Genomic DNA, 13,325 nt, shown 5'->3' with positions numbered 1-13,325 from the left:
CGAGAGTACCCGCCCGTAGGGCGGTGAGTAAGCGCGTGCGGCCTCGCGTCGCTCAGCGTCGTTCGGGCTTCGCGCTGCGCGACATCAGCTCCTTGAGGGCCACCACCGGAGCCTTGCCCTCGTGCACGATGCCGACGACCGTCTCCGTGATGGGCATGTCGACGCCGTGCCGCCGGGCCAGATCCAGCACCGACTCGCAGGACTTGACGCCCTCGGCGGTCTGCTTGGTGACCGCGATGGTCTCCTGGAGGGTCATGCCCTTGCCGAGGTTGGTGCCGAAGGTGTGGTTGCGCGACAGCGGCGAGGAGCACGTGGCCACCAGGTCGCCCAGGCCCGCGAGTCCGGAGAAGGTCAGCGGGTCGGCGCCGAGCGCCATGCCGAGCCGGGTGGTCTCGGCGAGGCCGCGGGTGATGAGGGAGCCCTTGGCGTTGTCGCCGAGACCCATGCCGTCCGCGATGCCGACGGCGAGGCCGATGACGTTCTTCACGGCTCCGCCCAGTTCGCAGCCCACCACGTCCGTATTGGTGTACGGGCGGAAGTACGGCGTGTGGCAGGCGGCCTGGAGCCGCTGGGCGACGGCCTCGTCGGTGCAGGCCACCACGGCCGCCGCCGGCATCCGCGCGGCGATCTCCCGGGCCAGGTTGGGCCCGGTGACCACGGCGATCCGGTCCGGGCCGACCTTGGCGACGTCGTCGATGACCTCGCTCATCCGCATCGCGGAGCCGAGTTCGACACCCTTCATCAGCGACACGAGGACCGTGCCGGGGGCCAGCAGGGGGCTCCACTCGGCGAGGTTGCCGCGCAGGGTCTGCGAGGGGACCGACAGGACCGTGAAGTCGGCGTCCGCGGCGGCCTGCGCGGGATCGGTGGTGGCCCGCACGTTCTCCGGGAGCTCGACGCCCGGGAAGTAGTCGGGATTGGTCCGCGTGGAGTTGATCGCCTCCACGACCTCCGGGCGGCGCGCCCACAGGGTGACCTCGCACCCCGCGTCGGCGAGCACCATACCGAAGGCCGTACCCCACGAACCGGCGCTCAGCACCGCCGCCTTGACCGCCTTGCTCACTTGCCCAGCCCCTCTTCCTGCACGGTCTGTCCGGACTTCGTCTGCGTCTGCGCCTGCGTGCGGCGCCGCTGCTCGATCCGCTCCCGGCGCGGGTCGTACGGCGTCTCGGGCGCCTTCTCGCCGCGGATCAGCTCCAGCTGGGCGGTGACGGCGGCCATGATGACCTCCGTGGCCTCCTTCAGCAGGTCCGCGGTCATCTCCCGGTCGTAGAACCGCGCGAGGTCCACGGGCGGCCCGGCGAGCACGCGGTGCGTCTTGCGCGGCAGCAGATGCGGCTTCTTCGCGTACGGCGGCAGCAGCTCGTTGCAGCCCCACTGGGCGACGGGAATCACCGGGCACTTGGTCTGCAGGGCGACGCGCGCGGCACCGGTCTTGCCGGTCATGGGCCAGCCGTCCGGGTCGCGGGTGAGAGTGCCCTCGGGATAGAAGGCGACGCATTCCCCGCGGTCCACGGCGTCGATCGCGGCCCGGAAGGCGCTCAGCGCATCCGTGCTCTCGCGGTAGACGGGAATCTGTCCGGTACCGCGCATCGCGGCTCCGACGAATCCCTTCTTGAAAAGCCCGCTCTTCGCGAGGAATCGCGGGACGCGCCCGGTGTTGTACTGAAAGTGCGCGTAAGCGAAGGGGTCGATGTGCGAATTATGGTTCACCGCGGTGATAAATCCACCCTCGGCCGGAATGTGCTCCATTCCACGCCAGTCCCGCCTGAGCAGAACCACCAGCGGCGGTTTGCAGATCACCGCGGCGAAGCGGTACCAGAAGCCGATTCTGCGGCGGGGCACGCGGACACCTTCCTCTAGGGCGTGAAGCCGGGGCCACGGGGGGCCGCACAAGTGTCGCCCCGGGCCGCCGGTCTGTCGAGAACACCGTACGCCCCGACACACCGCCCGCCCGATGCCCCGGGTGACAATGACCGCGACAAGAGGAGGACGGAACACCCGTGCAGTGGACCCTGGTCGTACCCCTGAAGCCCCTGGCCCAGGCCAAGAGCAGGCTTGCGGACACCGCGGACGACGGGCTGCGGCCGGACCTGGCACTGGCCTTCGCCCAGGACACGGTGGCGGCCGCGCTGGCCTGCCCCGCGGTACGTGATGTGGCAGTCGTCACGGACGACGCCCGGGCGGGCCGTGAGCTGGCCGCACTGGGCGCCGCGATCATCCCCGACGAGCCGGGCGGCGGCCTCAACGCCGCCCTCGCACACGCGACGGGGGCCGTACGGTCCGCCCGCCCGGCCGGTGCGGTGGCCGCACTGAACGCCGATCTGCCGGCCCTGCGCCCCGCGGAATTGTCCCGGGTACTGGAAGCCGCCGCTGAATTCCCGCGCGCATTTCTTCCGGACGCGGCCGCAATCGGCACCACCTTGCTGGCCGCCGCCCCGGGCCGTGAATTGCACCCGGCCTTCGGGCCGGATTCCCGGACCCGGCACCGTGCCTCCGGGGCCGTGGAACTGCCCCTCACCGCAGTGGATTCCGTACGCCAGGACGTCGACACCGGCGACGACCTGCGCAGCGCGCTGGCCCTGGGGGTCGGTCCTCATACGGCCGCGGCCGCCGCGCGGTTGCTGATCCCCGGGCAGTAGGCTGCGGCCATGCAGGCGACCGCGTACACGTACGACCCCGAAAGCCGCAGCGGGCAGGTGCTCCTGGACGACGGCACCCCGGTGCCCTTCGACGCGGCCGCGTTCGACGCGGGGGGTCTCAGACTGCTGCGCCCGGGCCAGCGGGTCCGTATCGAGGTGGAGGGCGCGAAAGACGCCCCGCGGATCACTCTGGTGACCCTGCAGACCCTCTGATCACTTGCTGAACACGCCGCGGGCCGGACTCCATGCGGAGTCCGGCCCGGCGCGTGAGTGCCCCAGCGCCCTTACTTCTTGCGGGCGGTGGTCTTCTTGGCGGTGGTCTTGCGCGCCGTCGACTTCTTGGCGGGCGCCTTCTTGGCGGTGGCCTTCTTCGCCGGGGCCTTCTTCGCGGTGGTCTTCTTCGCGGCGGTGGTCTTGGACGTCGCCGTGGTCTTCTTGGCGGGCGCCTTCTTCGCGGTGGTCTTCTTCGCGGCCGCCGTCTTCGTGGTGGCCTTCTTCGCCGTCGTCTTCTTGGCGGTGGTCTTCTTCGCGGCGGCCGACTTCGTGGTCGCCTTCTTCGCGGCGGCCTTCTTGACCGTCGCGCCGGCGCCTCCGGTCAGACTGCCCTTCGGCGCCTTCTTGACGGAGACCTCGCCGCCGCGCGGCAGCTTCTTCGAGCCGCTGACCAGGTCCTTGAAGCCCTGACCTGCACGGAAGCGCGGAACGGAGGTCTTCTTGACCCGAACCCGCTCGCCGGTCTGGGGGTTACGGGCGTACCGCGCCGGACGGTCGACCTTCTCGAACGAACCGAAGCCGGTGACCGAAACCCGCTCACCCGAGACGACCGCGCGGACGATGGCGTCCAGTACATGGTCGACAGCGTCGGCGGCCTGCTGGCGGCCGCCCATCTTGTCGGCAATCGCTTCTACGAGCTGCGCCTTGTTCACGTCTTCCCCTTCGGAGACATCGCCAGAACGAAAGTGTTCAAGCTTTTCGCACGTTAGGCAGATATATACCGCAAATCAAACACGAAACGGGCTTATCACCCTTGTGCCGCAACGAACTCGACGGTGTCGAGGGGTTCAGCTTTCCTCGTCGGGGAGACGTCCCTCGTCGAGGTCCGCGGTGAACCGCTCCAGCCGCCTTGCCGCGTCGGCGAGATCGTGCTTGGCCGCGGCCGTAATGACCAGCAGCTTCCGGGTCAGCGCCATCCGTACGCCCTCCGGGACTTGCAGTGCGCGCACCCTTGTGTGCGCTTCCTTGAGTTGGTCCGCGACTGCCGCATAGAGCTCGAGTTGGCCGTCGTGTTCCATGCACAGATTGTGCCATCTGGGGCGAGTTGTCGCCTGCGCAGGGGACAACTGCCGCGTCGAACGGCCTTCCCGGCACACGTGGAAGTCACGGCTGTACCACTCACGTACCCCGACAACCACCGGCATAACGCGGGAAGTTGGCAGCTGAACAGGGGGTGGGCAGGGCCGTTCGGGTGCAGACACGGCTGTACCCCCGATCGGGCTGATCGGGGGTACAGAGGGGGTGTTGCGGTGGCCGAAAGTCGCCTTGTCAGGGGCGGCGGATCGTGCCCGGGGTCAGACCGGGAGCGTCCTCGGCTTGAACGCCGGGCGCTTCGCCTCGTAGGCGGCGATGTCGGCCTCGTTCTGCAGGGTGATCGAGATGTCGTCGAGGCCGTTCAGCAGCCGCCAGCGGGAGTTCTCGTCCAGCTCGAAGGAGGCGGTGATGCCCTCGGCCCGCACCTGGCGGCTCTCCAGGTCGACGGTGATCTCGGCCTGCGGGTCCTTCTCGGTGAGCTCCCACAGCGCGTCCACGGTCTTCTGCTCCAGAACGACCGTGAGCAGGCCGTTCTTGAGCGAGTTGCCGCGGAAGATGTCGGCGAAGCGGGAGGAGATCACGGCCTTGAAGCCGTAGTTCTGCAACGCCCAGACGGCGTGCTCACGCGAGGAGCCGGTGCCGAAGTCGGGGCCGGCGACCAGGACGGTCGCGCCCTGCCGCTCGGGCCGGTTGAGCACGAACTCGGGGTCCTTGCGCCAGGCCTCGAACAGCCCGTCCTCGAACCCGTCGCGCGTGACCTTCTTGAGCCAGTGGGCGGGGATGATCTGGTCGGTGTCGACGTTGGAGCGGCGCAGCGGGACGGCCCGGCCGGTGTGGGTGGTGAAGGCTTCCATGACTGATCAGACTCCAGCGGGCGTGACGGCGTCGGCGGACAGGTCGGCCGGGGAGGCCAGGTGGCCCAGGACGGCGGTGGCGGCCGCGACCTGCGGCGACACCAGATGCGTCCGGCCGCCCTTGCCCTGCCGGCCCTCGAAGTTGCGGTTGGAGGTGGACGCGGAGCGCTCACCGGGGGCCAGCTGGTCGGGGTTCATGCCCAGACACATCGAGCAGCCCGCGTGCCGCCACTCGGCGCCGGCCTCCTTGAAGACCACGTCCAGCCCCTCGGAGACGGCCTGCAGACCCACCCGTGCGGAGCCCGGAACGACCAGCATCCGTACGCCGTCGGCGACTTTGCGGTCCTTCAGCAGCTCGGCCGCGGCGCGCAGGTCCTCGATGCGGCCGTTGGTGCACGAGCCTACGAAGACGGTGTCCACCTTGATGGAACGAAGCGGCTGCCCGGCCTCCAACCCCATGTACTCCAGGGCCTTTTCGGCGGCGTAGCGCTCCGATGCGTCTTCGTACGAAGCGGGATCGGGGACGGACGCCGAAAGCGGCGCGCCCTGCCCGGGGTTGGTGCCCCAGGTGACGAACGGCGACAACGCGGAGGCGTCGATGACGACCTCGGCGTCGAACTCGGCGTCCTCGTCCGTCCTCAGTGTCTTCCAGTACGCGACGGCCGCGTCCCAGTCCTCGCCCTCGGGGGCGTGCGGGCGGCCCTTGAGGTAGGCGAAGGTGGTCTCGTCCGGGGCGATCATGCCCGCGCGGGCGCCGGCCTCGATCGACATGTTGCAGATGGTCATCCGGGCTTCCATCGAGAGCTTCTCGATGGCCTCGCCGCGGTACTCCAGGACGTAGCCCTGGCCGCCGCCCGTGCCGATCTTCGCGATGATCGCCAGGATCAGGTCCTTGGCCGTGACGCCGTCGGGCAGTTCACCGTCGACCGTGATCGCCATGGTCTTCGGGCGGGACATCGGCAGCGTCTGGGTGGCCAGCACGTGCTCCACCTGGGAGGTGCCGATGCCGAACGCCAGCGCGCCGAAAGCACCGTGCGTGGAGGTGTGCGAGTCACCGCACACGACGGTCGTGCCCGGCTGGGTCAGGCCCAGCTGCGGGCCCACGACGTGCACGACACCCTGCTCGACGTCGCCCAGCGGGTGCAGGCGCACGCCGAACTCGGCGGCGTTCTTGCGCAGCGTCTCCAGCTGCACCCGGGAGACCGGGTCCGCGATCGGCTTGTCGATGTCGAGGGTCGGGGTGTTGTGGTCCTCGGTGGCGATGGTGAGGTCCAGGCGCCGCACGCCGCGGCCGCTCTTGCGGAGGCCGTCGAAGGCCTGCGGGCTGGTCACCTCGTGCAGCAGGTGCAGATCGATGAAGAGAAGGTCGGGCTCGCCCTCCGCGCGCCGGACGACATGGTCGTCCCAGACTTTCTCCGCGAGTGTCCTACCCATCGCTGTTCCCTCCGGCCGACGACGATCCGCCGGCCCAACTAGAGATCTTGAGGAAGCGGTGCCCGTACCCCTGATCCCGGGCACACACCACCAGGCCCTTACGTCACGGGCCGTTGTGACTTCGTGATTCCAGGGTGGCGCGTTCCACGGAAATTTGAACTTGCGTTTCACAGAGTGAGACGCAAGTATCGTTTCATGGACAACAGTAGCGGCGTCGGCGTTCTGGACAAGGCGGCCCTCGTCCTGAGCGCTCTGGAGTCCGGTCCGGCCACCCTCGCGGGTCTGGTCGGTGCCACCGGACTGGCACGACCCACGGCCCACCGCCTGGCCGTGGCCCTGGAACACCACCGCATGGTGGCGCGCGACATGCAGGGTCGTTTCATTCTCGGCCCTCGCCTGGCAGAGCTTGCCGCGGCCGCGGGTGAGGACCGTCTCCTCGCGACCGCCGGCCCGGTGCTCACACATCTGCGTGACATCACGGGCGAGAGCGCGCAGCTCTATCGCCGCCAGGGCGACATGCGCATCTGCGTCGCCGCGGCGGAGCGCCTGTCCGGCCTGCGGGACACGGTCCCGGTCGGTTCGACGCTCACGATGAAGGCCGGTTCCTCGGCGCAGATCCTGATGGCCTGGGAGGAGCCGGAGCGGCTGCACCGCGGGCTCCAGGGGGCGCGCTTCACGGCGACGGCGCTGTCAGGTGTGCGGCGGCGGGGCTGGGCGCAGTCGATCGGCGAGCGGGAGCCGGGCGTCGCGTCCGTCTCCGCGCCGGTGCGGGGGCCGTCGAACCGGGTGGTGGCTGCGGTGTCCGTGTCCGGGCCGATCGAGCGTCTGACGCGGCACCCGGGGCGGATGCATGCGCAGGCTGTGATCGATGCCGCGGGGCGCCTCTCCGAGGCACTTCGGCGGACCGGCTGAGCGTTTCGGGGAAGGCCGGCCTCAACGCCGCGGCAGGCTTTCCCCGAACAGGCGCCATGACAGCTTGGGGTTCGTGTCGGCTGACGGCCGGCCGTGGTTGATCGCGCAGTTCCCCGCGCCCCTGAGCACATACGAAAAAGGCCCCCCACAGAAGTGGAGAGCCTCTCTCTTACGTACCCCCGACCGGATTCGAACCGGCGCTACCGCCTTGAGAGGGCGGCGTGCTAGGCCGCTACACAACGGGGGCCTGGACACTGCGTTTCCGCAGGTCCGAGCTGGTCTACCTGGACTCGAACCAAGACTAACTGAACCAGAATCAGTCGTGCTGCCAATTACACCATAGACCAATGTGGTTTAGACCAGTCAGTACCCCCGACCGGATTCGAACCGGCGCTACCGCCTTGAGAGGGCGGCGTGCTAGGCCGCTACACAACGGGGGCCCCTAGCGGTCCCGAGATGATCGCCGATCACCTGGAACCAGTACCCCCGACCGGATTCGAACCGGCGCTACTGCCTTGAGAGGGCAGCGTGCTAGGCCGCTACACAACGGGGGCGATGCAGATGAGCTCTGCGAGCTGGCCTACCTGGACTCGAACCAAGACTAACTGAACCAGAATCAGTCGTGCTGCCAATTACACCATAGGCCACTGGAACGCAAGCCCCGGAGGGTTCGTGTTCTAGCTGTGCGCCTGGGATTCCGGCCTTCCGGCCCGCTCCCCGCGGCGCAGGAAGAACATTACCCGAAGGTGGACGGGGCTCCAAAACGACTATCCGAGCCGAGCAGAGACGGCAGTTCGCCCAGGGACGCGATGCGGTGCGGCCCGACGGGCGGGTCGATCGTGGCGTAGAGGCCGCTGCGGTCGATCCACACCGACAGCAGTCCGGCGTCGGCGGCACCCCGCCCGTCGATCTCCGGGTGGTCGCCGACGTAGGCGACCTGGTGCGGCGGCAGCCCGAGGAAATCGCAGGCCGCGAGGAACGCCCCGGCCTCGGGCTTGGAGACGCCGAGCTCGGCCGCGCACAGGATGGTCTCGAAGCGGTCGTGGACGCCGAGGGCGCGCAGCTTGCGGTCCTGGACGTGGAGGCTGGAGTTGGAGAGCACGGCGTGCCGGTGGCTGGTGGAGAGGGCGTCGAGGACGGGCAGGACGTCGGGGAAGAGCGCCCAGACCGCCTCGTAGTGGGTGACGTACCGCTGGAACCACGCGTCGGCCTGGGCGTCGGTGAGGTCCTGGTCCAGGAACACCCGTACGCGGTCGCGCCGCTGGTCCTCGAAGGTGGCCTCGCCGGCCGAGAAGCGGGCCCACTGCAGGTGGGTGATCTCCCGCCAGTGGTCGATGGCCTGCTCGACGCTGTCGTAGCGGTCGAGCAGGCCCTCGGCCGTGAGGTGGGCGCGCATGCCGAGGCGGTCGGCGGTGGTGTAGTCGAAGAGGGTGTCGTCGACGTCCCAGACCACGGCTTGGATGCTCATGCTCCGACCGTACCCACCGCGGTGTGCTCTCAGCCCAGGGTCATGGTGCCGGAGAGCGTGAGGTCCGGGCCATGGCCGTCGCGGGGGTGTGCGGTGAGCTTCCAGGTGTGGGCGCCGCCGGTGGCGCCGCCGCTGTCGGTGGTGCCGTCCCAGGCGGGGCGTACGGCGGCCCCCGTGGAGCTGCCGGTCAGAGTGCGGATGAGCTTGCCGGAGGCGTCGGTGAGGGTCAGGGTCCACGTGGAGGGCTTGTTCAGCTGCCACACCGGGGTCCAGGGGAACGCCTTGCCGATCACGGACGGCGAGGGGACCTGGGCCTCCATCTGCGCCAGGGGCGAGGTGGGGACGCCGCTGGGGACGATCGACACCTCGCCGTACGTGCCGTTGAGGTAGGCGATGTGGCCGCCGAAGCGGTCGACGGCCCAGCGGCCGTTGCTGCCGCCGGTGTTCTGGTCGGTGGCGGGCAGCTTGACCAGGGTGCGGGTGGTGGCCGTGCCGGTGTGGAAGTCGGTGAGCAGCAGTTCGTGGGTGGTGCGGTTCTCGCGGAGCAGGAAGCCGTCGGCGAGGCGGGCCGGGCCGGTGTCGGCCGGGACCGTGATCCTGCGGTGGGTGGCGCGGTCGTAGACGCCCGCCGAGCTGCCGCAGGACCAGTACAGCCAGGTGTTGACGGCCTGGATGTCGGTGGGGGTGCAGGGGGCGCCGGTGGCGATGGTGGTGGCCGTGCCGGTCTTGAGGTTGCGGCCGGTGACCGCGCCCGGGGTGCTGCCCGGGGCCCACAGGGTCTGCCCCCAGACCGCGGCGGCGGTGCGGTCGCGGGTGAGGGCGGTCTCGCCGGCGGTCGCGGCGCGCGGGAAGTCGACCACCCGCTGCTTGCCGGAGCCGCCGTTGTAGAGCACGTACCGGCCGGTGCCGCCGCCGATGCGGCCGGTGGAGTCGCCGTCCGTGGGCCCGCTGAGGACGGTGGTGGTGTCGAGACCCACGGTGACGACGGACTCCTCGCCCGTCTCGCTGGTCCACAGGTGGCTGACCCGGCCGTCGCCGAGGGCCTCCAGCTGGGGGCAGGCGGCGTCGCCGGTGAGGCAGGCGGACGGGCTCATGGCGGGGCTGCGGCGCGTCTGGGGGCCGTCGGGCCGGCCGGTGGCGTCCAGCTGGAAGCTGTTGTAGCGCAGTGAGGCGCCCGGCGTCGCGCCGTGGAGGAACAACTCACCGCCGGCGACGGCCAGTCCCTGCACGCCGGTCGCGGCGGCGGGGACCCGGGCCACCTCGGCGGTGGTGAGGCCACCGCTGCCGGTGGGAGTGATGCGGTGGATGTTCCAGTCGAGGCTGGTGGGACCCGCGGTGGCCAGGGCGCCGCCGTCCAGGGTCGGGCCGATACCTCCGAACGACGAGCTGAGCACGGTGCTGGAGGCGCCGGTGACCAGGGAACGGGCGGTCAGTGCGGCCTCGGTGCCGCCCAGGACGAACGTCGGGTTGCCGAGCAGGAGTTGGTCGCCCACGACGGCTTCGAGCTGGGCGTCGGTGCGGGTGAGGGCGGTGGGCTCGGTGCCGGGTTCGGCGTCCACCCGGATCGCCTTCCAGTCGGCGACCAGCCAGCGGTCGTTGAAGGCGAGCTGCGGGGTCGCCGTGTCGCCGGTGACGTAGGTGCGGAAGGCGCCGTCGGAGAGGTCGACCAGGCCCACGGACGTCTTGCCGTCGAGCGTGTAGACGATCGCGAGACGGCCGACCGAGCCGCCGGTGCGGTAGAGGACGGGCCGGGCGCCCGCGGGGAAGCCGGTGACCGGGGTGTCCACGGTGAGGGTGCCCTCGACGGTGCGCAGCACGTGCAGGGCGCCGATGCCGTCCATGGTCAGCGCGCTCCAGCCCGCGGCGGCCCGGAAGGCGTGGCCGGAGGGGATCGTGACGGTGGCGGTGACGCCGGTCGAGCGGTGCCGCTGCGTGACGGTCTGCCCGGTGTGGGTGTTCACGACGTCGGTGCCGCTGGCCAGGTCGTCCGGGCCGGCGTGGGCGGGCGGGACCGTGTCGGGGTAGTCCACCGTGGTGACCGCACTGGTCCCCGGCCGGTACTGGAAGCCGGACGCGCCGGCCCACGGGTAGTCGACGGTCACGCGCTTCTCGGTGACGAGCCGCACCGTGCCGGCCGGCTCGTCGGCCTGCGGCACCGCCTGCGCGGGTGCGGTCAGCACGGTGCAGGACAGGGCCACCACCCCGCCGACGGCCGCGTGGACGAGTCTTCGCGAACGGATCATGCTCTCTCCCCCGGTACCAGGGCGCACAGGCGCACCGTGCGCACAGAGGGCATCCAACGTCCATACGGGGGACGAGAGTTGGCCGGAAGGGTGAACTCCGGGTGACGGCTGGACGGACACGGCCGAGGGCGGCGCCCGAACCGGACGCCGCCCTTGCCGTGTGGGTGCTTCGCGTTACGCGGCCAGCTTCGCCAGCGCCGCGTCGATCCGGGCCAGGGTGGTCTCCTTGCCCAGGACCTCCAGGGACTCGAACAGCGGCAGCCCGACCGTGCGGCCCGTGACGGCGACGCGGACGGGGGCCTGGGCCTTGCCGAGCTTGAGGCCGTGGGCCTCGCCGGCGGCCAGGACGGCCTCCTTGAGCGACTCGGCGGAGGTCCAGTCGGCGGCCTGAAGCTTCTCGCGGGCCGTGCGCAGCAGGGCGTCCGAGCCCTCCTTCATCGCCTTCGTCCAGCTGGCCTCGTCCGCGACCGGCTCCGGCAGGAACAGGAAGTCGACGTTGTCGGTGATCTCGGAGAGGACCTTGAGGCGGGTCTGCGCGTGCGGGGCGATGGCCTGCCACTTCGCCTCGTCGAAGGCCTCCGGGGCCCAGGGTGCGAACGGGGCCTGGAGCCACGGGCGGCAACGCTCCGTGAAGTCCTTCACGTCCAGCAGGCGGATGTGGTCGCTGTTGATGGCCTCGCACTTCTTCAGGTCGAAGCGGGCCGGGTTCGGGTTCACGTCGGAGATCTCGAACGCGGCGATCATCTCGTCGGTCGAGAAGATGTCCTGGTCGGCCGAGAGGGACCAGCCGAGCAACGAGAGGTAGTTGAGCAGGCCCTCGGGGAGGAAGCCGCGCTCCCGGTAGAGGTTGAGGGAGGACTGCGGGTCGCGCTTGGAGAGCTTCTTGTTGCCCTCGCCCATCACGTACGGCAGGTGGCCGAAGGACGGGATCTCCTTGGCGATGCCCAGCTCGATCAGCGCCTTGTACAGGGCGATCTGGCGCGGAGTGGAGGAGAGCAGGTCCTCGCCGCGCAGGACGTGGGTGATCTCCATCAGGGCGTCGTCGACCGGGTTGACCAGGGTGTACAGCGGGGCGCCGTTGGCGCGGACGATGCCGTAGTCCGGGACGTTCTCCGGGGTGAAGGTCAGCTCGCCGCGGACCAGGTCGGTGAAGGTGATCGTCTCGTCGGGCATCCGGAAGCGGACGATCGGCTCGCGGCCCTGGGCCTTGTACTCCTCGACCTGGGCGTCGGTCAGCTCACGGCAGTGGCCGTCGTAGCCGGACGGCTTGCCGGCGGCGCGAGCGGCCTCGCGGCGGGTGTCCAGCTCCTCCTGGGAGCAGTAGCAGTGGTAGGCGTGCCCGGCGTCGAGCAGCTTGGCGGCGACGTCCTTGTACAGGTCCATGCGCTGCGACTGGCGGTACGGCGCGTGCGGACCGCCGACCTCGGGGCCCTCGTCCCAGTCGAAGCCCAGCCAGCGCATCGAGTCGAGCAGCTGGGTGTACGACTCCTCGGAGTCGCGGGCCGCGTCGGTGTCCTCGATGCGGAACACCAGGGTGCCCTGGTGGTGCTTGGCGAACGCCCAGTTGAACAGGGCGGTGCGCACCAGGCCCACGTGGGGGTTACCGGTGGGCGACGGGCAGAAACGGACACGGACTGCTGGGGCGGATGCGCTAGCCACGCTTGACAACCTTGTTGGTGAGAGTGCCGATGCCTTCGATGGTGACGGCGACCTCGTCGCCGACGTTCAGGGGGCCGACCCCAGCCGGGGTGCCGGTGAGGATCACGTCGCCGGGGAGCAGCGTCATGGCCTCGGAGATGTTGACGATCAGGTCCTCGACGGAGTGGATCATCTCGCTGGTCCGGCCGAGCTGGCGCTGCTGGCCGTTGACCGTGAGCTGGATGGTGAGGTCACTCGCGTCCAGGTCCGTCTCCACCCAGGGGCCGAGCGGGCAGGAGCTGTCGAAGCCCTTGGCCCGGGCCCACTGCTTCTCGCGCTTCTGCACGTCGCGGGCGGTGATGTCGTTGGCGCAGGTGTAGCCGAAGATGACGTCCTTGACGCGCTCGCGCGGGACTTCGCGGCACATCCGGCCGATCACGACGGCCAGCTCGGCCTCGTGGTGCACCTCCTCGGAGAAGGAGGGGTACTGGATCTCGTCGCCCGGGCCGATCACCGAGGTGGACGGCTTGAAGAACGCGAAGGGGGCGTCGGGGACCTCGTTGCCCAGCTCGCGGGCGTGCTCCGCGTAGTTGCGGCCGAAGGCCACGACCTTGTTGGGGAGCACCGGCGGCAGCAGCCTGACCTTGCTCACCGGCACCTTCGTACCGGAGAGCTCGAAGTCCGCGAACGGGATGCCCTTGATGATGTCCAGGACGAGTTCGTCCTGCTTGTCGCCCTCGATGGCGCCGAAGGCGACGTTCCCGTCGATGGAGAACCTGGCGATGCGCACGGGATGCTTGGCCCCTTGACTGAAGCGGCTGGAGTC

13 protein-coding genes and 5 tRNA genes are annotated in these 13,325 nt (G+C 70.1%); 3 read left to right on the top strand and 15 right to left on the bottom strand.

Annotated features, from left to right (window positions below):
- Positions 1-52 precede the first annotated feature (52 nt).
- Together ACIRDU_RS26015 and ACIRDU_RS26010 are read right to left on the bottom strand one after the other, a co-directional pair.
- Positions 53-1,063: an NAD(P)H-dependent glycerol-3-phosphate dehydrogenase gene (locus tag ACIRDU_RS26015; protein WP_403583312.1), complete on the bottom strand. Its 1,011-nt coding sequence runs from the start codon at positions 1,061-1,063 to the stop codon at positions 53-55.
- Positions 1,060-1,845 carry a lysophospholipid acyltransferase family protein gene (locus ACIRDU_RS26010; protein ID WP_403583310.1) on the bottom strand — a complete coding sequence of 262 codons (786 nt, stop codon included), beginning with the start codon at positions 1,843-1,845 and terminating at the stop codon, positions 1,060-1,062. The genes ACIRDU_RS26015 and ACIRDU_RS26010 overlap by 4 nt, the downstream gene beginning before the upstream one ends.
- A 158-nt stretch (positions 1,846-2,003) precedes the next feature.
- Between ACIRDU_RS26010 and cofC the strand changes: the two genes are divergently transcribed.
- Together cofC and ACIRDU_RS26000 are read left to right on the top strand one after the other, a co-directional pair.
- Positions 2,004-2,642: a 2-phospho-L-lactate guanylyltransferase gene (gene cofC, locus ACIRDU_RS26005; RefSeq protein ID WP_403583308.1), complete on the top strand. Its 639-nt coding sequence runs from the start codon at positions 2,004-2,006 to the stop codon at positions 2,640-2,642.
- A gap of 9 nt (positions 2,643-2,651) precedes the next feature.
- Positions 2,652-2,855: a hypothetical protein gene (locus tag ACIRDU_RS26000; RefSeq protein WP_033313194.1), complete on the top strand. Its 204-nt coding sequence runs from the start codon at positions 2,652-2,654 to the stop codon at positions 2,853-2,855.
- Between the two features lie 71 nt (positions 2,856-2,926).
- On the opposite strand, the gene ACIRDU_RS25995 is transcribed toward ACIRDU_RS26000, so the two are convergent.
- The 4 genes from ACIRDU_RS25995 to leuC all read right to left on the bottom strand — a co-directional run bounded on the left by ACIRDU_RS25995 (position 2,927) and on the right by leuC (position 6,238).
- Positions 2,927-3,568 (bottom strand): HU family DNA-binding protein, encoded by a 642-nt coding sequence (locus ACIRDU_RS25995; protein WP_030851950.1) that lies wholly within the window; start codon positions 3,566-3,568, stop codon positions 2,927-2,929.
- 135 nt (positions 3,569-3,703) lie between these two features.
- Positions 3,704-3,934, bottom strand: a complete 231-nt coding sequence (locus ACIRDU_RS25990; protein WP_403583306.1) for a hypothetical protein — start codon at positions 3,932-3,934, stop codon at positions 3,704-3,706.
- A 276-nt stretch (positions 3,935-4,210) separates the two neighbouring features.
- Complete coding sequence (gene leuD / locus ACIRDU_RS25985; RefSeq protein ID WP_403583303.1) at positions 4,211-4,804, bottom strand: 3-isopropylmalate dehydratase small subunit; 594 nt, start codon at positions 4,802-4,804, stop codon at positions 4,211-4,213.
- A 6-nt stretch (positions 4,805-4,810) separates the two neighbouring features.
- Positions 4,811-6,238, bottom strand: a complete 1,428-nt coding sequence (gene leuC / locus ACIRDU_RS25980) for a 3-isopropylmalate dehydratase large subunit (protein ID WP_403583300.1) — start codon at positions 6,236-6,238, stop codon at positions 4,811-4,813.
- A 195-nt stretch (positions 6,239-6,433) separates the two neighbouring features.
- Between leuC and ndgR the strand changes: the two genes are divergently transcribed.
- On the top strand, positions 6,434-7,150 hold the full coding sequence (gene ndgR, locus ACIRDU_RS25975) for an IclR family transcriptional regulator NdgR (RefSeq protein ID WP_003993203.1): 717 nt from the start codon (positions 6,434-6,436) through the stop codon (positions 7,148-7,150).
- A 174-nt stretch (positions 7,151-7,324) separates the two neighbouring features.
- Here the strand turns inward: ndgR and ACIRDU_RS25970 are convergent.
- The 9 genes from ACIRDU_RS25970 to ACIRDU_RS25930 form a co-directional block, all read right to left on the bottom strand.
- A tRNA-Glu gene (locus tag ACIRDU_RS25970) sits at positions 7,325-7,397 on the bottom strand.
- 28 nt (positions 7,398-7,425) lie between these two features.
- A tRNA-Gln gene (locus ACIRDU_RS25965) sits at positions 7,426-7,497 on the bottom strand.
- 20 nt (positions 7,498-7,517) lie between these two features.
- A tRNA-Glu gene (locus tag ACIRDU_RS25960) sits at positions 7,518-7,590 on the bottom strand.
- A gap of 41 nt (positions 7,591-7,631) precedes the next feature.
- Positions 7,632-7,704 (bottom strand) — tRNA-Glu (locus ACIRDU_RS25955).
- 21 nt (positions 7,705-7,725) lie between these two features.
- Positions 7,726-7,797: transfer RNA gene (locus tag ACIRDU_RS25950), tRNA-Gln, on the bottom strand.
- An 89-nt stretch (positions 7,798-7,886) separates the two neighbouring features.
- On the bottom strand, positions 7,887-8,618 hold the full coding sequence (locus ACIRDU_RS25945) for an HAD family hydrolase (RefSeq protein ID WP_403583298.1): 732 nt from the start codon (positions 8,616-8,618) through the stop codon (positions 7,887-7,889).
- 29 nt (positions 8,619-8,647) lie between these two features.
- Positions 8,648-10,861, bottom strand: a complete 2,214-nt coding sequence (locus ACIRDU_RS25940) for a hypothetical protein (RefSeq protein WP_403583295.1) — start codon at positions 10,859-10,861, stop codon at positions 8,648-8,650.
- A gap of 174 nt (positions 10,862-11,035) precedes the next feature.
- Entirely contained in the window at positions 11,036-12,520 is a 1,485-nt protein-coding gene (gene gltX / locus ACIRDU_RS25935; RefSeq protein ID WP_403583293.1) for a glutamate--tRNA ligase, read from the bottom strand.
- Positions 12,513-13,289, bottom strand: a complete 777-nt coding sequence (locus tag ACIRDU_RS25930; protein ID WP_403583290.1) for a fumarylacetoacetate hydrolase family protein — start codon at positions 13,287-13,289, stop codon at positions 12,513-12,515. The genes gltX and ACIRDU_RS25930 overlap by 8 nt, the downstream gene beginning before the upstream one ends.
- Positions 13,290-13,325: the final 36 nt, after the last annotated feature.

The sequence above is a fragment of the Streptomyces sp. NPDC093598 genome (assembly GCF_044764825.1).
In the GTDB taxonomy this organism is placed as follows: domain Bacteria; phylum Actinomycetota; class Actinomycetes; order Streptomycetales; family Streptomycetaceae; genus Streptomyces.
The sequence above is the reverse complement of the archived record's forward strand: the minus strand, read 5'-3'. Positions and strand labels throughout refer to the sequence as shown.

Coding starts and splice junctions, on each gene's coding strand:
- ACIRDU_RS26000 (WP_033313194.1), top strand. CDS start 2,652: ATGCAGGCGACCGCGTACACGTACGACCCCGAAAGCCGCAGCGGGCAG.
- ACIRDU_RS25990 (WP_403583306.1), bottom strand. CDS start 3,934: ATGGAACACGACGGCCAACTCGAGCTCTATGCGGCAGTCGCGGACCAA.
- leuD (WP_403583303.1), bottom strand. CDS start 4,804: ATGGAAGCCTTCACCACCCACACCGGCCGGGCCGTCCCGCTGCGCCGC.
- leuC (WP_403583300.1), bottom strand. CDS start 6,238: ATGGGTAGGACACTCGCGGAGAAAGTCTGGGACGACCATGTCGTCCGG.
- ndgR (WP_003993203.1), top strand. CDS start 6,434: ATGGACAACAGTAGCGGCGTCGGCGTTCTGGACAAGGCGGCCCTCGTC.
- ACIRDU_RS25945 (WP_403583298.1), bottom strand. CDS start 8,618: ATGAGCATCCAAGCCGTGGTCTGGGACGTCGACGACACCCTCTTCGAC.
- ACIRDU_RS25940 (WP_403583295.1), bottom strand. CDS start 10,861: ATGATCCGTTCGCGAAGACTCGTCCACGCGGCCGTCGGCGGGGTGGTG.